The sequence below is a fragment of the Granulosicoccus antarcticus IMCC3135 genome (assembly GCF_002215215.1).
GTDB lineage: Bacteria > Pseudomonadota > Gammaproteobacteria > Granulosicoccales > Granulosicoccaceae > Granulosicoccus > Granulosicoccus antarcticus.
Genome location: NZ_CP018632.1, coordinates 6,727,807 through 6,750,433, shown reverse-complemented (window position 1 = coordinate 6,750,433; position 22,627 = coordinate 6,727,807). Strand labels below are relative to the sequence as shown.

General features: G+C 52.7%; 18 protein-coding genes. 13 read left to right on the top strand and 5 right to left on the bottom strand.

All coding sequences use genetic code 11. From position 1 onward, the window contains the following. The first annotated feature begins 105 nt into the window (after nt 1-105). From IMCC3135_RS29210 to IMCC3135_RS29155, 12 genes are all read left to right on the top strand, one after another. A complete protein-coding gene (locus IMCC3135_RS29210) occupies nt 106-2,037 on the top strand; it encodes a dipeptide ABC transporter ATP-binding protein (RefSeq protein ID WP_205737771.1) in 1,932 nt (643 codons plus the stop codon). Continuing rightward, a complete protein-coding gene (locus tag IMCC3135_RS29205; protein WP_088920794.1) occupies nt 2,034-3,935 on the top strand; it encodes an ABC transporter substrate-binding protein in 1,902 nt (633 codons plus the stop codon). The genes IMCC3135_RS29210 and IMCC3135_RS29205 overlap by 4 nt, the downstream gene beginning before the upstream one ends. 2 nt (nt 3,936-3,937) lie before the next feature. Beyond that, nucleotides 3,938-4,936, top strand: coding sequence for an ABC transporter permease (locus IMCC3135_RS29200; RefSeq protein WP_088920793.1), 999 nt, complete (start codon nt 3,938-3,940; stop codon nt 4,934-4,936). After that, nucleotides 4,933-6,108: an ABC transporter permease gene (locus IMCC3135_RS29195; RefSeq protein WP_088920792.1), complete on the top strand. Its 1,176-nt coding sequence runs from the start codon at nt 4,933-4,935 to the stop codon at nt 6,106-6,108. The genes IMCC3135_RS29200 and IMCC3135_RS29195 overlap by 4 nt, the downstream gene beginning before the upstream one ends. Before the next feature lie 75 nt (nt 6,109-6,183). After that, on the top strand, nt 6,184-7,395 hold the full coding sequence (locus IMCC3135_RS29190; RefSeq protein WP_088920791.1) for a glycosyltransferase family protein: 1,212 nt from the start codon (nt 6,184-6,186) through the stop codon (nt 7,393-7,395). Beyond that, nucleotides 7,392-8,645, top strand: a complete 1,254-nt coding sequence (locus IMCC3135_RS29185; RefSeq protein WP_088920790.1) for a glycosyltransferase family 4 protein — start codon at nt 7,392-7,394, stop codon at nt 8,643-8,645. The genes IMCC3135_RS29190 and IMCC3135_RS29185 overlap by 4 nt, the downstream gene beginning before the upstream one ends. Next, nucleotides 8,627-9,805: a glycosyltransferase family protein gene (locus IMCC3135_RS29180; RefSeq protein WP_205737770.1), complete on the top strand. Its 1,179-nt coding sequence runs from the start codon at nt 8,627-8,629 to the stop codon at nt 9,803-9,805. Before IMCC3135_RS29185 ends, IMCC3135_RS29180 begins: the two co-directional genes overlap by 19 nt. A gap of 5 nt (nt 9,806-9,810) precedes the next feature. After that, nucleotides 9,811-12,531 (top strand): ABC transporter transmembrane domain-containing protein, encoded by a 2,721-nt coding sequence (locus IMCC3135_RS29175; protein ID WP_088920789.1) that lies wholly within the window; start codon nt 9,811-9,813, stop codon nt 12,529-12,531. A 13-nt stretch (nt 12,532-12,544) separates the two neighbouring features. Next, the gene (locus tag IMCC3135_RS29170; RefSeq protein WP_088920788.1) at nt 12,545-12,964 is read left to right on the top strand and encodes a cyclic nucleotide-binding domain-containing protein; all 420 of its coding nucleotides are present in this window, start codon (nt 12,545-12,547) and stop codon (nt 12,962-12,964) included. A 30-nt stretch (nt 12,965-12,994) separates the two neighbouring features. Further along, entirely contained in the window at nt 12,995-13,780 is a 786-nt protein-coding gene (locus IMCC3135_RS29165; RefSeq protein ID WP_088920787.1) for a polysaccharide deacetylase family protein, read from the top strand. Beyond that, on the top strand, nt 13,777-14,652 hold the full coding sequence (locus tag IMCC3135_RS29160) for a GNAT family N-acetyltransferase (RefSeq protein ID WP_088920786.1): 876 nt from the start codon (nt 13,777-13,779) through the stop codon (nt 14,650-14,652). Before IMCC3135_RS29165 ends, IMCC3135_RS29160 begins: the two co-directional genes overlap by 4 nt. Nucleotides 14,653-14,924: 272 nt before the next feature. Further along, complete coding sequence (locus IMCC3135_RS29155; RefSeq protein ID WP_157736345.1) at nt 14,925-15,257, top strand: BON domain-containing protein; 333 nt, start codon at nt 14,925-14,927, stop codon at nt 15,255-15,257. 108 nt (nt 15,258-15,365) lie between these two features. On the opposite strand, the gene IMCC3135_RS29150 is transcribed toward IMCC3135_RS29155, so the two are convergent. The 4 genes from IMCC3135_RS29150 to minC form a co-directional block, all read right to left on the bottom strand. Continuing rightward, nucleotides 15,366-16,310 carry a porin gene (locus IMCC3135_RS29150; RefSeq protein ID WP_088920784.1) on the bottom strand — a complete coding sequence of 315 codons (945 nt, stop codon included), beginning with the start codon at nt 16,308-16,310 and terminating at the stop codon, nt 15,366-15,368. Between the two features lie 803 nt (nt 16,311-17,113). Beyond that, nucleotides 17,114-17,455, bottom strand: a complete 342-nt coding sequence (minE, locus tag IMCC3135_RS29145; protein ID WP_088920783.1) for a cell division topological specificity factor MinE — start codon at nt 17,453-17,455, stop codon at nt 17,114-17,116. Nucleotides 17,456-17,461: 6 nt separating this feature from the next. Then, on the bottom strand, nt 17,462-18,271 hold the full coding sequence (gene minD, locus IMCC3135_RS29140; RefSeq protein WP_088920782.1) for a septum site-determining protein MinD: 810 nt from the start codon (nt 18,269-18,271) through the stop codon (nt 17,462-17,464). 26 nt (nt 18,272-18,297) lie between these two features. Further along, the gene (minC, locus tag IMCC3135_RS29135; protein WP_157736344.1) at nt 18,298-19,068 is read right to left on the bottom strand and encodes a septum site-determining protein MinC; all 771 of its coding nucleotides are present in this window, start codon (nt 19,066-19,068) and stop codon (nt 18,298-18,300) included. 157 nt (nt 19,069-19,225) lie between these two features. Between minC and dinB the strand changes: the two genes are divergently transcribed. Then, nucleotides 19,226-20,392: a DNA polymerase IV gene (gene dinB / locus IMCC3135_RS29130; protein WP_169727543.1), complete on the top strand. Its 1,167-nt coding sequence runs from the start codon at nt 19,226-19,228 to the stop codon at nt 20,390-20,392. A gap of 12 nt (nt 20,393-20,404) precedes the next feature. Here the strand turns inward: dinB and IMCC3135_RS29125 are convergent, their stop codons facing one another. Beyond that, a complete protein-coding gene (locus tag IMCC3135_RS29125) occupies nt 20,405-22,267 on the bottom strand; it encodes a putative bifunctional diguanylate cyclase/phosphodiesterase (RefSeq protein WP_088920780.1) in 1,863 nt (620 codons plus the stop codon). Nucleotides 22,268-22,627: the final 360 nt, after the last annotated feature.

The window sequence follows — 22,627 nt, the reverse complement described above, 5'->3', positions numbered from 1 at the left end:
ACCCGAAACAGATCTGATCGTTTCATTTTCAGTTAGCGTTGCCGATTTCATGTCTTCCAAGCCGTGTCTTGCAACTTGGCTCGGATCACGTACTCAGTTTGATGAATGACCAATAAAAATATGTCGCATCAGCCGACTTCCGGTAAAGACTTGCTGCGTATCGAAGACCTGCATGTGTCGATTCCGATACCCGGTGGTAATGTAAGAGCGGTCAAAGGCGCCAGCCTGCGTGTACTGCCAGGCAAGGTGACGGCACTGGTTGGTGAGTCCGGCTCTGGAAAATCCGTTATCAGCCAGGTCATCATGGGACTGGCTCCCGAACAGGCGAATGTGACAGGGCGGGTGCTGTTCAATGACCCCGAAGGCTCGGGCGAGGATCTGGATCTGGTGCAATTACCTCGTGATGGCCGAATGATTCGCTCCATACGTGGGCGTCGCATTGGCATGATTTTTCAGGAACCAATGACCTCATTCTCACCCCTGCATACGGTGGGTGATCAGATTTGTGAAGTACTTCGCATTCATACTAATCTGTCCGTCAAAGAGCAGCGCCAGCGCTGTGAAGAGATGCTCAGTCTGGTGGGGTTCGACAATCCGGCCAGCGTGTTCGACATGTATTCATTCGAACTGTCGGGCGGTATGAGGCAGCGAACCATGATCGCCATGGCCCTGGTTTGTGAGCCTGCCTTGCTGATTGCGGACGAACCGACAACGGCGCTGGATGTCACCATTCAGGCGCAGATACTCAAACTCCTGCGTGAACTCCAGTCACGCCTGGGCATGGCTATTCTGTTGATTACGCATGATCTGGGCGTGGTTGCCAATATGGCGGATGAGGTCTCTGTGATCTACCACGGTGAGATCATGGAAGCCGGTCCCCTTGAGCCTCTGTTCAATTCACCACGGCATCCGTACCTGAAGGGATTGATGTCGGCCATTCCCCATTTTGGAATGCCGCGCGATACTCGTTTGAAGCCGCTACGTGAGATTGAAACTCATGCCGAGCACCTGATTGACAAACTTGTCGCCCCTCCAAAGAATCCGATTGAGGCAGCGCCTGACGTCATCCTGTCTGTGAAAAATCTCAGCAAGACGTTCATCACCAAAAAACAGGACTGGCAAGTGGGCGGTTCGGACAAGCCAGTGCCGGCGGTGGATGGTGTCAGTTTTGATATCCGACGTGGTGAGTGTCTTGGACTGGTGGGGGAGAGTGGTTGTGGCAAGTCAACCTTGAGCAAGATTCTCATGCACGCAATCTCGCCTGATACGGGCAGTGTCATGTTCGATGATGGCAGTGGTCCGGTGAATGTCTTGCAGGCAGCTGGTGAACAGTTGCAGGAATTGCGGACCAAGGTCCAGCTGATTTTTCAGGATCCCATCTCTTCACTTTCACCGCGCATGACGGTAGGCAACATATTGCGCGAACCCTTCGAGATTCATGGGCGGGGCAACAAGGAACAGCGCAATATTGCAACTATGGCGCTTCTGGATGCCGTAGGTCTAGGAGTTGACGCCCTGCAACGCTATCCACACAGCTTCTCCGGTGGTCAGCGACAGAGAGTAGGAATTTCACGGGCGCTGGCAGTGGCACCGAGCCTGATCATCTGTGACGAACCGGTATCGGCTCTGGATGTGTCCGTGCAGGCGCAGATTCTCAATCTGCTGAAGGACTTGCAAAAGGATATGGGTCTGACCTATTTGTTTATTTCCCACAACCTGGCCGTGATCGATTATATGGCTGACAGGGTGGCGGTGATGTGGGCGGGCAAGATTGTCGAAATGGCACCGCGAGATGTCATCATGAATTCACCGGTACACCCTTACACCAAGGCGCTGATGAGCGCAGTGCCATACCCTGACCTTGCGAGGCCGCTGGATTTTTCAGCTGCCGGAGTCAGTAGTACCGAATCCCAACAATGGTGGCCGGAGATATTCCAGTCAGATGGTGGGCAACACGCTTTGTCCTCGATTGATCTGGGGAACGAACATTTCGTATTGGCACGTTCAACGGCTGAGCGTTCGGAGTTGAAGCCATGATCACTCGGCGTACTGTTCTGGGCATGCTGGTAGCAGCCGCACTGCCAACTCGGCTGCAAGCTGCGTCCAGGGATTCAGCCTTTCTGCAAAAGCGCATTGATGCGGGTGAACTACCAGAGTTGATGGGGCGTTTGCCGCTCAACCCTCGTGTCATCGACCTGCAAGCCAAGGGCCGAACGCTCGGTCAGCAGGGCGGAACTTTACGGATGCTGATTGGCGGACAAAGAGATATACGCTACCTGCCCATCAACAGCTATTCCAGACTGGTGGGCTATGATGAACATCTGAACCTGTCGCCCGATATTCTGGAGTCCTTCACGGTCGACAATGGTCGTGTCTTTACCCTGCATCTGCGCAAAGGTCACAAGTGGTCGGACGGTAGTGACTACACGGCAGAGGATTTCAGTTACTACTGGAACCATGTCGTGCTCAACAAGGAGCTGCTCAGAGGCGGGCCACCGGTCAACCTGAAGGTCAATGGCAACGTGGCCAAGTTCGAAGTGCTGGATCCGCAAACAGTACGTTATAGCTGGGACCTACCCATGCCGCAGTTCCTGCACGAGCTGGCCGCGCCCATACCTCTGACGCTGGCCTTGCCTTCCGCCTATATGCAGCAGTTTCATGCAAACTTTCAGAGCGCCGAAAAGCTGAAGGCCTTGGTTAAGCTGAAACGCGTAGACGATTGGGTGGGCTTGCATCGCAAGATGTCACGTCAGAACCGGCCTGATAATCCTGAGCTGCCAACACTGGAGGCCTGGCGACCGACGACTCAGCCGCCGGCCGAGCAGTTCGTATTTGAACGTAATCCGTTTTTTCATCGAGTAGATGAGCAGGGTACCCAGCTGCCCTATGTTGACCGTATGGTCATGAACGTCAGTACCTCGGATATCATTGCCGCCAAGAGTGCGACCGGCGAAGCCGACTTGCAGGCTGCCGGGATCGATTTGCCGGACTACACCCTGATCAAGGAAGCTGAACAGCGGTTCCCTCTCAAGGTGTCATTGTGGAAACGCACACGCGGCTCGAGTGTGGCCTTGTTCCCGAACCTCAATTGCAGGGACCGTGCCTGGCGATCACTGTTTCGTGATGTCAGAATGCGTCGCGCATTATCGCTGGCCATCAATCGACGCGAAATCAATCAGGTCATCTACTACGGCCTGGCGCATGAGAGTGCCAATACAATTCTGCCGGAGAGTCCACTGTTCAAGCCTGAGTACGCTTCCGCCTGGTCGACTTACGAGCCGAAACATGCCAACCGCCTGCTCGATTATATTGGCCTGACAGAGCGCGGCGATAATGGTATCCGTCTGCTGCCTGATGGACGGCCTGCCAACATCACGATCGAGTCATCGGGGGAAAGCACCCTGGAGACCGATGTGCTGGAGCTGATCACTGATCATTTTCGAGACATCGGTATTGCGCTGTTCGTGAGAACATCGCAGCGCGATATCTTTCGCAGCCGCATCATGGGTGGTGATGTGATGATGTCTGTTTTTCAGGGCCTTGACAATGGCCTGCCTTCAGCTGACATGCCGCCCAGCGAGCTGGCACCGACCTCGGATGATCAACTGCAATGGCCAGCCTGGGGTTTGTATCATATGTCCGGACATTCACAGGGACACGCATCCCGATTGCATCACGTACAGTTACTTGGAAAATTGCTGGATGACTGGATGCTGACAACTTCCACAGAGCAGCGCACACAGATCTGGGAGGATATGCTGAAGATTCATGCGGATCAGGTATTCAGCATCGGTACCATCAATGGTTCACTGCAGCCGGTTGTACGTTCAGCAAGACTGCATAATCTTCCGGAAAAAGGTCTGTTCGGCTTTGCGCCAACCAGTTACTTCGGTGCCTATATGCCCGATACCTTCTGGCTGGACAAGGAGAGCTGAGCATGCTTCGCTACATCTTCTGGCGGATCATCACCATGATCCCCACACTTGTATTGATATCAGCTCTGGTGTTCATCATCATCGAGCTGCCCCCCGGCGACTATTTTGAAAGCTATGTGTCCGAGCTCAGAGCCATGGGCGAGGCTGCCGATCTGGCCGAGATCGAAATGCTCAAGGAACGCTATGGATTCGATCAGCCCCTGGTAGTCAGATACTTCCATTGGGTCAGTGGCATGCTCGTGGGGGATTTCGGATACTCCTTCGAATACCGTTTGCCGGTCAACGAGGTGGTTGGTGATCGGCTCTGGCTGACGATACTGGTCTCGGTTGTAACCATCGTTTTCACCTGGTTGCTGGCCTTCCCCATCGGCATCTATTCGGCCACCCATCAATACAGCTGGGGGGACTATGGACTGACGTTTGTCGGCATGATTGGCATTGCCGTGCCTAATTTCATATTGGCTCTGGTCATGATGTACCTGGCCAATATCTGGTTTGGAACATCCATCGGGCATCTGATGGACCGCGCCTATCTCAATCAACCCATGTCCTGGGACAAGTTCGTATCCATTCTCGAGCACCTGTGGATTCCGGTGCTGATTATCGGCACGGCAGGTACCGCCGGTATGGTGCGTCGGCTACGTGCCAACCTGCTGGATGAGCTCAAGAAGCAGTATGTGGTGACGGCCAAAGCAAAAGGCTTGCATCCGCTGAAAGTTCTACTCAGATACCCACTGCGCATGGCCTTGAATTTTTTCATCTCGGATATCGGTTCGATTCTGCCAGCCGTTATCTCTGGGGCTGAAGTGACAGCTATCGTCCTGTCGCTGGAAACCACAGGGCCCATGCTGATCAAAGCCTTGCAGAGTCAGGACATGTATCTGGCCGGCTCCTTTCTCATGTTTCTGGCATTTCTGACCGTGATTGGCGTGCTGGTATCCGATATCGCTCTGGCCTTGCTCGATCCGCGTATTCGCTTTGGTGCGGGGCGTCACCGATGAAGTCACCATTGCCAGAATCAGGTGCACCACTGGAACACTTCGTCTCCGAGGCACCCTACGATCCGGATTCCATTGATCGGGCCAACCAGGAGGCAAGTCCGGTTGCCCATGCATCACAGCTGCGTTTGATGTGGTGGTATTTCCGGCAGCACCGACTGGCACTGGCGTCGGGCATCTTCCTGCTGTTCATCTATTTGTCGATACTGATTGTCGAGTTTCTGGCACCTTACAATCTGCACAGTCGTCATACCGAGTTTATCTATGCACCGCCGGTGTCGGTGAATTGGTTTCACGAGGGCAGTTTCGTCGGTCCCTATGTCTACGGGCAGCAGATGACTCTGGACATGAATACCCTGCGGCGTAACTACTCGGACATCAAGGACGATGTGCAGCCACTGCAGTTTTTCTGTCAAGGCGATTCTTACAAATTCTGGAACCTGTTTGATGCGAACCTGCATCTGGTGTGTCCATCAGAGGGTGGGCAGTTGTTTTTACTGGGTACTGATCGTCTCGGGCGAGATGTCTTGTCGCGAACCATCTATGGGGCAAGAATTTCACTGACTATCGGTATTTTCGGCGTCACGATGAGTTTCATTCTGGGAATCATTATTGGTGGCATCGCAGGCTATCGTGGCGGCCTGTTCGACATGCTGGTGCAGCGCATCACGGAAGTCCTGCAGTCGATCCCCAGCATTCCCTTGTGGATGGCGCTGGCCACCATCATTCCGCTGACCTGGAGTCCGATTCTGGTGTATGTCGGCATTACGGTCATCCTCGGCTTGCTGGACTGGACGGGGCTGGCTCGAGCCGTACGCTCAAAATTACTGTCGCTACGTGAAGAGGACTATGTTGTTGCGGCACAATTGCTGGGAGCCAGCAGTAAACGCATTATTGGACGGCACTTGATCCCGGGTTTCATGTCACACCTGATAGCCAGTGCAACGCTTATCATTCCAGGGATGATTCTGGGTGAGACGGCACTGAGTTTTCTGGGAATCGGATTACGACCACCCATTACCAGTTGGGGCATACTTTTGACCGAAGCACGCAGCATCAACATCATCGCCTTGTATCCATGGCTGTTGTACCCGGTGTTGCCTGTGGTTCTGGTTATCCTTGCGTTCAATTTTCTGGGTGATGGATTACGTGATGCCGCTGATCCCTATAAATAGTGGTTTGATTAGAGTGTCAATGATGATAACCAGCAGGAAAACATCTGAAACCGGTCTGACGGCGGGGCCGGCAACATGACTCAGTTGAACGATGCGCGGATTCTCATGTACAGCCACGATACTTTCGGGCTGGGACATCTGCGGCGTTGTCGAACCATCGCACATTCGCTGGTCGAGAATTTCAGTGGACTCAGTGTGCTGATCATCTCGGGCTCTGCCATTGCCGGTGCGTTTGATTTTCGTGCCCGCGTTGATTTTGTGAAAATCCCCAGTGTTATCAAGCTGCGTAATGGCGAGTACACATCACTTGACCAGCATATTGATCTGAGTGAGACGGTCCGGATGCGTGAATCCATCATTCGTCATACGGCAGAAACGTTCAGGCCGGATATATTTCTGGTGGACAAGGAGCCCATGGGTTTACAAGGTGAGGTGGCAGAGACACTGGCCTATTTGAAGACCTGTAATACGCAGCTGGTATTGGGTTTACGTGATGTCATGGACTCACCCGCTCTGTTGGCTGCTGAATGGGAACGCAAGGAACTGATTCCAAAAATAGATGCTCTCTATGATCAGATCTGGGTCTACGGTCCCGAGAATTTCTACGATCCGATGATCGGCATGGATATACCTCAGTCCTTGCGCGACAGGATCCGCTTTGTCGGTTTTCTGGAGCGACAAGCCCTGCATGCCGAGCTGTCGGACAACAAGCAGCAGGGTGATTACATACTGGTGACTACCGGTGGTGGTGGTGATGGTGTTGAGCTGATTCGTGGTGTGATGGCCGCCTACGAGCACGATGCCAGTCTGACCTTCAAGACCCTGATTGTGCTGGGTCCCTATATGCCGGGTAAGGAACGCGATGAATTCGTTGCACGTGGTAATGCTCTTGCATCTGTCGAGATCATCAATTTTGATTCGAGAATGGAAGAGCTCATTGCCAGTGCCACGGCTGTAGTTTCCATGGGCGGTTACAATACCTTCTGCGAGATTCTGTCCTTTGACAAGCCTGCCTTGATCGTGCCTCGTACCGTTCCACGAGAGGAGCAGCTGATTCGTACGCAACGGGCCGCCGAACTGGATATGGTGGACATGTTGCTGCCTGAGGAGGCTGATGATCCTGTGCAGATGGCTCGTGCCCTGAAAGCACTGCCGCAACGACAGCGGCCATCAGAGCGAATGCTGAACGTCATCGAAATGGATGGCCTGACCAGCATATCGGATATCGTGGAAGAGTATTTTCAGTCCGATCGCATCGAGCAGATTGGACGGGTCAGCAAGGCATGATCAATCAGATACCGCGCAAACTGGTGGTGGTGCTCAAAGGCTACCCGCGTTTGTCTGAAACGTTTATCGCCCAGGAACTCCTGGGGCTGGAGCAGGCAGGCATCGAGTTGCAGCTTGTCTCGTTGCGCCACCCTACCGACAATGCCCGGCATGCGGTTCATGATGAGATTCGCGCACCGGTAAACTATCTGCCTGAATATCTTCATCAAGAGCCCGGACGGGTCTTGCGCAGTTTTTTCAAGGTGATGACCCAATTTGGCTTCTTCCCGAGCTTGAGAAAATTTGCCTCGGACCTACTGCATGACCGAACTCGCAATCGTATCCGCAGATTTGGTCAGGGAGTTGTATTAGCGGCTGAATGGCCTGCCGATACGCAATGGTTGCATGCACATTTCATTCATACTCCGGCCTCGGTAGGCGCCTATGCCAGTCAGATACTGGGCATCCCCTGGAGTGTCTCGGCGCATGCAAAAGACATCTGGACCTCATCGGATCGAGAATTGGCTGACAAGTTGGCCAGTGCCCGCTGGGTTGTCACCTGTACAGAAATCGGTCATCGCCATTTGCAGAGCCTGGCACCGAATCCTGCGACGGTTCATCTGAGCTACCACGGTATCGATCTGGATCGGTTCCCGTCGTACCACCGTCAACCCTCACTGCGTGATGCAAGCAAAGCCGATGAGCCTGTGGTCATCCTCAGCGTGGGACGAGCCGTTGGCAAAAAAGGTTTCGATACGTTGCTGGATGCATTGGCCGGACTGCCGGCGCAGCTGCACTGGCGTTTCGTGCATATCGGTGCGGGTACCGAGCTGGTCAATCTTCAGGCACAGGCACGCAGCTTGGGCATCGATCAACGTATCAGCTGGCTTGGGGCTATCAACCAGAGTGAGGTGCTTGCCAATTATCAATCAGCTGATCTGTTTGTTCTGGCCTGTAGGATCGCTGACGACGGCGATCGTGACGGGTTGCCGAATGTGCTGGTAGAGGCTGCCAGTCAGGGCCTGCCGTGTGTGTCTACGCGGGTGTCGGCCATTCCCGAATTGTTTACCGATGAACAGAACGCCTTGCTGGTTGAACCCGATGATGCGCAGGCCTTGAGCGCAGCGCTGGCACGGGTTTTCAGCGCTCCCGACTTGCGTGACCGGCTAGGGCAGGCAGCGCAAGAGAAGGTCAGAAGTACACTGGATTATCATGTCAGCATCCGGCAATTGGTCGGCCTGTTCGAAGAGCAGTGGAACAAGACGCTGTGAGGCCGACAGGGCAAGGATCACCGGTATTATTCTATGTGCAGCACCTGCTTGGCATCGGTCATCTGATGCGAGCGGGCAGAATTGCCATGGCACTTCAGGAAAATGGTTCGGATGTAACGCTGGTCACCGGTGGCTTGCCCGTCAGTGGGTTCGAGCTGCCCGGAGTACGACAGGTCAACTTGCCACCGATTGCGGTGAGCAATGGCAATTTCGCCGAGCTGGTGGATGCTGATGGCAAGCTGGTTGATGATGAGTATCGGGCTCGGCGTTGCGAACAATTACTGCAAGTGTTCAGACAGCTGCAACCGGAATGCGTGATTATCGAAGCGTTTCCGTTTGGCAGACGTCAGGTACGCTTTGAATTACTGCCGTTGATAGAGGCCATTGAAGCCACTGAACCTAAACCGATACTGCTGAGCTCATTGCGAGACATCCTGCAAAAGCGTCTCAAACCTGAGCGCGATGAGGAGACGGCACGCATGATCAGACAGCATTTTGACAAGGTGCTGGTCCATGGTGATCCGAATTTTGCAACTCTGGATGAAAGCTTTTCGTGCGCTAAGCAGATTGCTGACAAGCTTGTTTATACAGGGCTGGTCTGTGCACCGCGACCGCAGCCCTCGAAAGAACATTTTGATGTCGTGGTGTCCGCTGGCGGCGGAGCCGTGGGGGCCAGGCTGGTGCACGCTTCGCTGGATGCGGCCTTGAAGCTGTCACAGAAATATTCATGGTGCATCATTGCCGGACCTAATATGCCGGATGATGAATATGCGGCAATCGCCAGCCAGAAAACTGGCAATATCACGCTACAACGGTTTCGCCCGGATTTTCCGGCTTTACTCTGTAGTGCAAGACTGTCCATTTCACAGGCAGGTTACAACACCGTGGGCGATATACTGCAGGCCAAATGTCGTTCGATACTGGTGCCCTACAGTGCCAGTGGCGAAACCGAACAGACAGACAGGGCTGTTCGGCTGCAAGAGATGGGGCTGGCACAGCCCATCAGTGAGAACAGTTTGTCCGGAGCATCGCTGGCAACACAGGTGGAAAAGCTTTTATTACAGGATTCACCCGTCACAAGCTCAACTCTTGATACACAAGGCGCCGTGCAAACGGCAGAAATAGTGCAAGCTCTGATCTCGGATCGGCACCAACCCTGAATTCAATGGAACCTAGTTTTACGCGCTATATCTGGACGCACACATCGCGCCAACAGATATGGATACTGAGTGTGGTCATGTTCTCCATGATTCCATACTATCTGGCGTTTGATCTGCCCAAGATGATCATCAATGGGCCTATCCAGGGTGAGGGCTTCCAGACAGCCGAGTCTACGCAGACCTACCTTGCGGATTATCTGTTCGCAGGTTTTGAGCTGAATCGAACGCAGGCACTGATGGTTCTGAGCCTGGGCTTTCTTGCCCTGGTTATTATCAACGGCATTTTCAAGTACTACATCAATACCTTCAAGGGACTACTCGGCGAGCGCCTTCTGCGGCGCATTCGGTTTGATCTAGTCGATCGTATCCTGCGCTTTCAGCCTGGTGAATTCAAACGCATCAAGGGGGGCGAGATCTCCAGCATGATCAAGGACGAAGTGGAGCCATTGGGCGGCTTCACGGCCGAAGCGTTTGTACAGCCGGTATTGCTGGGTGGGCAGGCGCTGACGGCTTTGGCATTCATTTTTGTGCAACATTTCTGGTTGGGGCTGGTTGCATTGTTCATGGCCTCTGTCCAGATGCTCGTCATTCCACGATTGCGACGACGTTTGTTGGTGCTGGGCCGTGAGCGGCAGATCAAATCGCGTCAGCTCGCTGGACGAGTGGTCGAGATTGTTGAGGGTATCGATACTATCCACACTTACGATACCTCCAATTATGAGCGTGCTGATGTCTCAAGCCGGTTGGGTGTCCTGTTCAAGATTCGCTATGAAATATATCTGCGAAAGTTCAAGATAAAATTCCTGAACAATTTTCTTGCCCAGCTCACACCCTTTCTGTTCTATCTGGTCGGTGGTTTTCTGGCCATTACCGGGCGACTGGATGTCGGTCAGCTGGTGGCGGTTATCGCCGCCTACAAGGAGCTGCCTGGTCCATTGAAGGAGTTGATCGACTGGGATCTTGCAAAGCAGGATGTGCAGGTCAAGTACGAGCAGATCATCGAACAATTTGATGCCGACGAGATGCTGCCAGCGTCAGTACAGGCAGTGGATACTCTTGGTGAGCAAACACTGGACAAGCCGCTCAGCGCGATTAATCTGACTATCGAGGATGAAGGCGGGGCGGTCGCGCTGGATAACGTTTCTGTCACCGTTGAGGCAGGACAGAGTATTGCACTGGTCGGTGATGCCTATAGTGGCGCGAATGTGCTTGCTGAAGCCTTGGGCGGAATCGTCAGACCGGCCAGGGGCAGGATTACGGCAGGCACGCAGAATCTGGCGGCATTGCCAGAGTCGATTACCGGACGACGCATGACCTATGCCTCCGCCGACACGTATTTCTTTTCGGGCTCTCTGGAAGACAATCTGCTGTACGGCCTGAAGCATAGTCCGTTGGAGGAGGTTCACTACGCAGATCAGGAAGCGGTACGTCGCAAGTGGGAACGACAGGAAGCCAACCGCACCGGTAATCCTTTTTTCGATCTGAAAAGCAACTGGATCGATTTTGTGTCGGTGAATGGCCCTGATGGTTCCAGGGGTTTACTGGAATCTCTCAAGCAGGTGCTCGCTGTGACGCATCTATATGATGATGTCTTCGACTTCGCACTGCATACCATTATCAGGGCGCACGAGCATGGTGATCTGAGCAGACAAATCGTGACGCTACGCAAGCGTGTGCGTGAAGAGCTCGAGTCGAGGGGCCTGACAGATCTGATCATTCCGTTCGAGATGGAGAGTTATAACGACCAGGCGCAACTGTTGGACAATATTCTGTTCGGCATTCTGACCAACACGCGTGGTAACGGGCGCACAGTGGAAGGCACTGAGTATCTGCGCAGCACCATGGCAGAGACCGGGCTTGATGAGCTGTTGTACAACATGGGGATGAAGATTGCTGAAACGGTGCGCGATCTGTTCGATAACCTGCCGCCGGATCACCCCTTCTTCGACCGGCTTGATTTCATGGATCCCAGTGAGATACCTCATTACCGGGCTTTGTATCAAAGAACCAAGAGCTTTGATTTCCAGAGTATCAATGAAGAGGATCGTTATGCCTGGATAGAGCTCAGCTTTCGTTATACAGAATCCCGCTACCGGTTCGGACTACTGGATGACAAGGTGATCAGTAAAGTCATCGAAACCCGCAAAATGCTGTTGGAGAATGCACCGGAACGGCTCAGGGTGTTGATTGATGTCTATGATCCGGAACAATTTCAGATTTCTGCCAATCTTATCGACAATATCGTGTTTGGCAAGGTGGATCATCGCTTCAAGGATGCCGAACGCCAGGTACGCAGCATCATCGAACATTTACTAGATCGACAACCGGCGCTGTTTGACCGGATTTTTGCTGTTGGCCTGACCTTCAACGTCGGGGGTGGTGGGCGTCGACTGACAGCGGCGCAGCGACAGAAATTCAATTTCGCCAGAGCCTTGCTGCGACGTTCCGACTATTACATTTTCAATCGACCGATTACCGGCGTCGATCAGAAGCAGCAAGAGCAAATATTGCGTAATACCCTTTATTTTCTTTCAAAACAGGGGGAGAATCCCGGCATTGTCTGGGTGCTGGCTTCGCAGGTGAATGCACGCTACTTTGATCGTTGCATTGCATTTGATGACAAGGCTATCGTGGATGACAGATTGCTTGAGACATTTGAGTTCGTGCCTGATAGTCTGGTTGTAGACAAGCTTGACGGTCCTGCTTTGGGCAGAATGGTTGAATGAAGGTGAAATCGTAATGAATCTCGATGATGAACTGAACGTGCTACGCGACATTCCGTTGTTTTCCGGAGTTGATCCAGCGCCACTCAAGTTGCTTGCATTTGCGTCTGATCGCATGATTTTCCAGCCTGGGCAAGAGCTTTTTCGACAGGGTGATCAGGCCAGCACGGCATATGTCATTCTTTCCGGCTCGGCAGATATCTATCATGATATCGATGAAGGGCAGGAGAAAATCGGTGAGGCCGCTGTAAATACCGTGATCGGTGAAGTGTCTCTGTTATGCGACAAACCCAGAAAAACGACGGTGATAGCCAGCTCAACCATCGAAGCTCTGCTGATAACCAAAGACAGCTTTCAAAAGCTCATGTCTGGCTGTCCGTGTACCATGTCCAACATACTGAACGGGCTGGGCAAGCAGATGAGCGAGACCAGCTGATTTTCGAAATCCTGACGCTGTGCGAGTGCTGTGAAAACTGATTGTCAGCAAGATCCCTGGTCGTTATTGGACGAAGAACTCAATGCCTGGCATGCCGCTGGGCGTTGCGCCACCTTGTGGTGGCGTGATGACGATGCGGTAGCCGCTGGACCTTCGCTCGATCGGCTGCTTGAGACCTGTGCCGACACCGGGTTATTGCTGGCCGTTATTCCGGCGCCGCTGCAAGATTCGCTGATTGATTCTCTGGCAGGAACTACGGCTGTACGTGTGGCCCAGCACGGATATGCTCATGTGAACCATGCCCCTCGGGGAATGGGCTTGGGGGCTTGGGAATTGGGACTGCACCGCGGCGAACAGGCTGTACTGCAGGAGCTTGATGTCGGGCGGGAACGTCTGGAGCAGGCATTCGGAGAGCGGTTTCTACCGGTGGTGGTTCCTCCCTGGAACCATATCGATCCGGCACTTTTTGAGCCCATTGCTGCACGCGGCTATTCCGCTGTCTCTACTTTTGGGCCGAGAGCTGGCGCGGATTTGGTGCCCGGACTACGCTGCGTCAATGGGCATTGTGATCCGATTCGCTGGAAAACCGGTGCTCGATTCGCAGGCGAGCTCAAAATCATCAAACAGCTGGTCGAGCATCTTCAACAGCGCCGCTGCGCTCAGGTGGATGCCGATGAACCGACCGGTTTTGTCACGCATCATATCGATCTGGATGCCGAAGGCTGGGCGTTTAGCGAAAAACTGGCAGCTTCGATCTGTGCTCATCCGGGAGCAAGCTGGTTGCCTACCGCAGAAGTCTTTGGCAGAGGCCTATGAGCACCTTCATTCGAGCCGCAGAATCTCGTGATATCGAGCCTATCTGCAACTTGTTGCACACAAAGATGAACTCCAGATTCTCGGCAGAGCGTTGGAGCGGGCTCATGAGTTATCCGTGGATGCTGGATAAGCCGGATTATGGACAGGTTGTCGAGTCAGAGGGCGAAATTCTGGGCTATGTGGGGCTGATTTATAGCGATCGCATGATAGGTAATTCAGTTGATGGCTTCAGAAAGGAGCGTTTTGCCAGTATGAGTTCCTGGTATCTGGACAAATCTCTGCGGGGTAGGGGGCTTGGCAAAGGGCTTTTGCTGGCAACCATGGAAAATTCTGCGCAAACCTTTACGATATTCACCAATTCCAGCAAGCCCATCGGCATCGTCAAGGCCTTGGGATATCAGGTGCTCGACGATGAGCGTTATCACTGGCACAAGTCAGGGGCAGATTCATCAGGCATTGTGCTGACGAAAGATGTTGATGCCATTAGCTTGCGTGCCACGGACATTCAGCGTCAATTGCTGGATGACATGTGCAGCATGCCAGTCGTCCCCATTTGGCTGGAAGCCGATGGCCGGCAGGCGCTGCTGATTTTTTCAGTCAAATCCAAAGGCGAGAATGTGCTCTGGTTCGATCTGCTGCATACCAGTGATCCCGAGCTGTTCACCGATTGTGCGCAACAGCTGGCGAACTGCTTGTTGCCGGATGCGACTGCTGTACTGGCAACGGATAGTCGCTTGGTCAAGTTGCCGCCAGAGGATACGATTCGTGAGCGTTTACCGGTTGCGCGTCATTATTTGAGTAATACCGTGTGCCCGCATGAAATTGATTTTCTATACAGCGAGTTGCAATTACTGGACTTGAAGCTGGATTAGAAGGGCTTGTAGCTGGATTAGAAGGGCTTGTAGCTGGCGCGTTACGTCTATTTCGTATTACTGGCAGAATACCCCGTGTCCACGAAAATTGTCGCTGTCGTGTTTGAGCGTCAACATTTTCGATCATACCTGCCAAATTGAGGCGTTTCCTGATGCATTTTCCAGGAAAAAGCTGTATTTAACGAAGAAAAATGCCATCTTTAGTCGACATTTTTCCGAAGTATCAAGGACCTACGAGGGTCCGACCTTCTTTTTTACTGGTGGAGAGAGTTTTGAAAATTTTTGGAAAGTTACCCGTCGCATCTTTGATGGTCAGCGGCGCACTTTTGGTGGGTGGTTGTGCCTTTGATGGTGAACCATTGATCAAGGAAGATTTATATACAACCGTAGACGACACCACCGAACTGTCTGTAAAAGTGAAGCAGGCGTTGAAGAGAGCCCCTCAAACGGCTGTCAACAACATCATGGTGACAACCGTCAGCGACGATAGTGTCAAGCTGTCTGGTTATGTGCTGGATGATGCCACGCTTTATGAGGCCGAGCGTGTCGCCGGTCAGGTACCTGGTGTTCGATTTGTTGTGAATTCGTTGAACGTGCGTCGTTAGTTTTTCGAGAGGCAGCGTTGCGTTGTACTGCTGCCAGGATTAGTTCTCGAATTTCAGGCAAAAAAAAGCCCTTCCGAAGAAGGGCTTTTTCAGATCGTTAAAGCTGTCTTAGAAAGATTTAGCCAGCATTACGCGGTATTCCAGGAATTCTGCGCTGTCGTCGTTGTCATTGTTGAACTGAGTGATACGTGAGCTAAGCAGTGTTCCGCCGCCCAGAGCGTAGCCCAGGTCAAGACGAATAGCATTCTCATCTGTAGCTCCGTCATCTTCCAGAGTAGAGACAGTCAGGTCAGCAGTTACGCCACCGAAACCATAACCAACCTTGACAGACATGGATTCCAGGTCGCCATTAGTGCCGCCTTCTGCTTCTTCCTTGCTCCAGAAGTGAGCAGCGATTGAAGCGCCTGCGAATGCGAAAGAAATACCACCAGCAATGTTCTGTTGCTCAGCACGATCTTCTGCGCCAAGGCCAATGCTGAAGCCACCGAGTGCAAACTTGGCACCAAGGCCTACTGCATCAGAGTTTGGCTCTGGAGAGTAGTTAGCGATCAGGCCGACAGGACCGAAGTTGCCCACGTAGCTCAGACCACCGTTGATTTCAGAACCGACGTCATAGATGTCGTTAGCAACCTGGCCGTACTCAACAGACAATGGGATTTCACCGATTCGGATGTCACCGAAGCCGCCTTTGATACCAGCGTAAACGGCGTCAGATGTACCAACACTACCGACTGTGACGTCATCGTCTTCGCCCGGACCATTCTCGATGTCAACAGCGCCAGCATTTGAGAGTCGATCCAAGTCAACACGCAAGCTACCGTAGCCAGTCAGGCCGCTATTCAGTTCATGTTCTGCAACGATGCCGAACAGTACGTCGCCAGTACCGACTCGCAGGTCACCTGCAAGAGGATCTTCGTCAGTTGCGTCTACATCACTGCCTTGCAGTGTGAGTTCAACAACACCGGACAAAGTTGTGTCAGCGGAAACAATCATGGGTGCTGCAGCAGCAATACCTGCGATTGCTACCGCGACAGCTGTCTTAGTGAATTTCATATGTTTTCTCCAATCAGATATTTGCTGTAAAAGCTGTGTAGAACAAAAAATTTCTGTTTCAGCGATGCAACTTTAGTCAGCGTGTCTGAATAATGCAACAAAATATTGCGTTTTTGCATGACAGTGACAAAACGAGCGGCGCCGCATGACCATTAGTGTAGAACAGAAACAACAGTAAGCTAGTCAGAAACCCAAGAATAACCGAGAAATTAATTCTAGTGGTTTTTTTGCAACAATGATTCGCGTCGAAATGTCAGGGAGTTGTCACCTATTTGCGCATAACGGACCCGTGAACTGAGGTTCAGCCTCAGTGAGGTCCTGGAAATGGCGTGTCGACTTTCTGAATTGCAATGATTTATCCACGCAACGGAAATAAAGCCGAACAGATTAAAACTGTTACGCAGTAGAGGTGTACTTGCCACTCCGGCTGTGACTCTGGATGTGTGGGGCAGGGCAGTTGTCTCGAAAATACTCAGCTGAAGAGTATTTCCCTCTCAAGATGAAGATTGCCAGTAAGGCAAGTACAGGTCTGATAGAGGGGGAGAAACACACGAGTGAGTGGCTCACTGGTGCTGGTTGGTTCTGGGCCGAACTTCAGAGCCGGGAAATCACATGAGCCGAAATTGCAGGGGCTGTGTGTTTCAATCCGATAGGCAGGCTTATCGGTAGCGAGATCGCGTCTTTGCATCATCAGGCGATGAAGAGAGCTACTCGGACAGGATCCCGGGCCCCTGGGTTAACCAGGGGCCTGGAAAGACTGTTTAAAAACTGTCTTGGCCTGGATTCACTCCGTCAGGGTGAACTCAACTCTCTTCTTGAGCTGCAGCCTGACGACGTTCCATTGCACGTCGCTTGGCGGCACTGGAGGGCACTACATCATCTTCCGACTCATCAAGCTCGGGCAGGGTGATGTTCAACTCGAGTACATCGCAATTGTCCTGAGACTCAAGCTGTACCGAGACGGCATCGTCGCCAACAGCGACATACTTCTTGATGACGTCCAGAATGTCCTGCTTCAGCATGGGCAGGTAGTCTGGGCCATCACGGCCAGTTCGTTCGTGCGCAATCAGAACCTGCAAACGGTCTTTGGCAACCTTGGCTGATTGGTCCTCTTTAGCTGTTTTGAAAAATTTGAAGAAGCCCATGTCAATCTACCCGAATAAGCGCGCCAGAAAGCCTTTTTTGGGGGCTTCCATGAAACGATGTGGCTTGGTCTCGCCGAGCAAGCGATCAATGGCATCTGAATAAGCCTGTCCCGCTTCACTTTCTTCGTCGAGGATGACGGGCTTCCCTGCGTTTGAACAATCCAGTACAGATGGAGATTCAGGGATAATGCCGAGCAAGGGAATGGCCAGCAAATCGACGATGTCATCGACGCTGAGCATTTGCCCGTCCTTGACACGGGTAGGGTTGTACCGAGTAATCAGCAGGTGTTCCTTGACCGGTTCTTCGTTCATCTTGGAGCGTTTGGATTCGCTTTGCAAAATGCCGAGGATACGATCAGAGTCTCTGACTGACGATACTTCCGGGTTGGTTGTGATGATGGCTTCATCGGCGAAATACAAAGCCATCTTGGCACCTTTTTCGATACCGGCCGGCGAGTCGCAGATGATGTAGTCAAAATCGCTCTTCTTGAGCTTGTGTATGACCCGGGCGACGCCCTCGATGGTCAGTGCGTCCTTGTCACGTGTTTGCGAGGCAGGCAGGATATAGAGGTTCTCTATCCGCTTGTCCTTTATGAGCGTCTGGTGAAGGCTGGATTCCTGATTAACGAGGTTCACCAGGTCATAGACCACGCGTCGCTCGCAGCCCATCACTAGATCAAGGTTACGCAGTCCGACATCAAAATCGATGACGACTGTTTTGAAACCACGTTTGGCTAGGCCTGTGGCTATGGATGCACTGGTAGTTGTCTTACCGACACCACCCTTGCCTGAAGTTACGACGATTGTCTTGGTCAAGCTCCCACTCCCAAAAATTTCTATGCTTAGAGCGGCTCTATAGTGAGCCTGTCTTTATCGAGCCAAATTTGTGCGGGTTTGCCGCGCAACTCTTCCGGAATGGTTTCCAGCATGCGGTAGTTACCCGCAACCGAAACCAGTTCCGCTTCTAGCGATTGACAGAAGATACGTGCAGACACGTTTCCTGACACACCACACAACGCGCGACCCCGCAGCGGGCCATAAATGTGGATATTGTTATCTGCAATGATCTCGGCACCAGGACCTACCTGACCCATGACGATCAGATCAGTGTCTCTGGCATAGACTTGCTGACCAGATCGCACTGGCTTATCTATCAGCAGTGGTGCCTTGACGACGTACTCTACCTCTCTCGATACCGAAAGGTCTACATCAGGTAACGTAAGTGTGGAGCTGTCTACCAGTTTGGTCGTTGAGCTCTCGGAACCTTGACGGGATCCATCTTTTGCTGAGTCATTTCTACGGGCGCCACTTTCAATCAATGGTATCGCGATTGACTGAACCAACCGTGAAGATTTGTTACCAATACTGACGACGATAGGTACTAGATGATGGCGTCTGATGCAATCGAGTAGCGCGATTGTGTCAATCTCCAGGTCCTGTTCTTCAAGGACGGTGAGATCGAGGACAACAGGGGTATCCTTGAAAAAGCCGGGTGCTTGTTGCACCTTGTCAGCCAGCTTTTCATCAATGATCTTCATGTCACTGGTGTGGAGCTTGAGTGACATGAAGGTATACATACCTCCCTTCAGCTCGACTCCTATAGTGCTCGACACGATACAGCTCCATGATGTGTAAAGGCTGCGCAAGACAGCAGGTTGAAAAACTCGGTTTTTCCCTGCATGATTTGCAACCGTGCATAGGCTGCAGGTGTGCTCTGCTAAGGGTTCGAGTCCAATTTCCCCTTGATTCTAAAGCAATTACACGTATGACATGAGTATGTCGTCCAATTCGACATCGAAAACCGATCCGGTAAGTGATGTGCAGTCACTTCGCAAGATCATCCACGTGGACATGGACGCCTTCTACGCCTCCGTGGAACAGCGCGATGATATTTCTCTGCGGGGCCTGCCGGTGATCGTGGGCGGACAACCCAATGGGCGAGGAGTGGTTGCGGCTTGCAGCTATGAGGCGCGCAAATTTGGCATCCATTCGGCCATGCCCAGTGCGGAGGCGGGACGACGGTGTCCACATGCCATGTTTGTAAAGCCCAGATTTGAAGTCTACAAACAGGTGTCGCAACAGATTCACACGGTATTTCGAGAATTTACCGATCAAATCGAGCCTTTATCGCTGGATGAAGCCTATCTGGACGTTACGAGTAACACGTTATTTGCAGGCTCCGCCTATCGGCTCGCCAGGGAAATAAAAACCTTGATTCATGAGCGCACTGGCTTGGTGGCCTCGGCAGGGGTGAGCTACAACAAGTTTCTGGCGAAGATTGCCTCCGATTACAAAAAGCCGGATGGTCTGTTCTGTATTTTGCCAGCTGAGGGTGAGACTTTTGTAGCGAGCCTGGAAATTGGCCGCTTTCATGGCGTAGGTAAAGTCACTGAGGCCCGCATGCATGATCTGGGCATTCTTACGGGTGGCGATCTGCGGCAATGGAGTGAGGCTGAGCTGGCTCACGAATTCGGTAAAAGCAGTCGTTATTACTATCAGGTTGCGCGAGGTATCGATGATCGACCGGTCCGAGTCAGTCGTATTCGAAAATCGATGGGCTCTGAACGCACTTTTGGTGACAATTTGCATGAGCGAACCGAGATGCTGGATATTCTAGTCACCCTGCTTGACGATCTGATCGATCAATTGGCGGCTAAATCACTCAGCAGCAAGACCGTCACTGTCAAGGTCAGGTTTGCCGATTTCTCAACCTTTACGCGTGCACACACGCAACACAAGGGTTTGCTTGATAAGGGCTCGGCTCACAGAGCTTTGCCATTCCTGCTGGATCGAGCCTTGAGTCTGGGGCAGGAGTCTGGCATGCAACGTCATGGTCGCGTGGGCAGGCGTTCCGGTGTGCGTCTGCTTGGGGTGGCCTTCAGTGGCCTGGCGCCTCTGGGGGAGGATTCTCCCATTCAGCTGGAGATGCGTTGGTAGTCCGAGTATTTATTATTTAACCAGGACTACGTCTGGAAAGGTGGTGGCCGGCATGGGCTCGCACAGAAAGTATCCCTGTGCCCGATCGCAGCCGAGCAGGGCAACCTGGTCAAACTGTTCTTGATTCTCGATACCCTCAGCGACCACTTCCGCGCCGATGCTGCGGGAAATGTCGACGACGGCACCAATGATGTCCTGACTATGCTGATCCGTTGCAACGTTGGTGATGAAGGCTCTGTCTATCTTGACTTCGGTGAAGGGGTAGTCGCGAAGTTCGAGCAGTGAAGAGTAGCCCACACCAAAATCGTCGATGGACAGTCGAACACCCAGTGAGGTCAATTCCAGTAGCTGGCGTTGCAGTTTTTTGGAATTGCTGGACAGTGCGGTCTCCGTGATTTCCAGGCAGAGCTTGTTCGGATCAAAACCTGTGCGGGATAGTAGTCTGTCGACATCGGTCACGATCTGGCCACCTTCGAATTGTTTACGGGACAGGTTCACCGATAGCATCGTAGGCGAGGTCCCGAATTTTGCGAGTCGCTGGTAATCCTCCACAGCCCGTGTGAGAACCCAGTCACCCAGCCGGTTGATGATGCCGGTCTCTTCTGCAACAGGAATGAAATCTGCCGGTGCAACCCGCCCGAATTCACTGCTGTGCCAGCGGATGAGTGCTTCCATGCCACAGGTCATTTTGCTGCGGATATCGATCTGTGGTTGATACTGCAGGGAGAGTTCGTTCTTTTCGATAGCTTGCTGCAGGCCGATTTCAAGCTGGTGGCGGTGCTTGGCCTGCTTTTGCTGATCGCAGTTGTAGACAACCAGAGAGTTGTCGCCGACATGTTTGGCATGTGCGCAAGCACTGTCGGCTGATCTCAACAGGGCTGACACTGTATTGCCGTGCTCCGGTGCGTAGGCAATTCCAATGCTGGCTCTGACCGGCACGTTCATGGCTTCAACGTTAAGACCGCGGCGAAAGGTCTGCAGTAAATTCACTACCATGGATTCGATAGCCTCACGGTTATGATCAGATTCCATCAGAATTGCAAACTCATCACCGCCTGTGCGGGCGATCAAGGCGTTCTCAGGAACGGCACGACGCAGGCAGAGTCCGGTCTGTTTCAGCAGTTCATCCCCTACGGCACGGCCGTAGCTGTCATTGATTTGTCTGAAGCTTTTCAGATCAACGATAATCAGAGCCAGCTCGCCCCTTGTTCTGCTGCAGCGCTGCGCCAGCTCATGAACCAGGCGCTTGCGACTTGCCAGAGCCGTTAATGGGTCGCTGAATCGCAAGTTGGCCAGATGGTCGGCTCCATAGACGGAGATGCTTGTGCCGCCATTGTCAGTCCTGCGTTCCTTGACCAGAAGTGGCTGCTTGCCGTAGCTGGGTAGTTCGAAGCTGAGCGTTGCGTCCTGGCTGCTGGCACTCTCGCGTGCTCGTTTGCGAGCTTGCACGATAGCGTCTGTGTCGGGAGAAATCTGTGAGTAGAGATCCTCGGCATTCATGTCGGGATACAGTGTGGGCTCAATACTCAGGGGCATGAGGCTGGCTAGTTTCTCATTGACTGCAGCCAGCCGGCCGTTGGGGTCGAACAGCGCGACGGCTTCCGGCAAGGCATCCAGAGCAGATTGCACCGCCTTGTTTTGCCTCCAGGAATGACGCCTTGTATGTACATTGGTGAGCAGGGCGCTGAGTCCACCCAGAATCACCAGGGCGGACAACCACGGTGAGTCATGCCAGATGACCAGCAGGCCGTTTGTTGTGTCGCTGAGTATCTCGTTGGTAGCCAACCACAGGGAGCCGATGATGCTGTCATCAGACCACTGCCAGAGTGAAGGCCAGTCCACCGAGATGACGATGGGGAAGGTGCGGAAAATCATTGAATTTGACGATCTGCTCTCAGGAGGTAACGGCCTGTCTTGCCATTACGTTTCCGGCAACAGAGACGTTGGGGTCATTGCGTGACACACCGTCTTTCATTGCGGATCAGTAAATATTACCTATCAGGCTGGGAAATAAAGAACTGCTTCACGTAAAGTATCAGAAAGTTCCGCCTGCGAACCAAATGTCTGTCGTATAGCGTGTTTGGTTACAGTTAGAAGTTCGGAGGTTTTCCGACTTTCTGGAGGTCGACGGAGCCTGATAACAAGGCTTTCCGGACAGTCTCGCGAAGAGAGCTCAAGCCAGCTGACTGGCTGCGCCGGGTGCCTCTGGCACCCGACGGACGTACTATTTCAAGG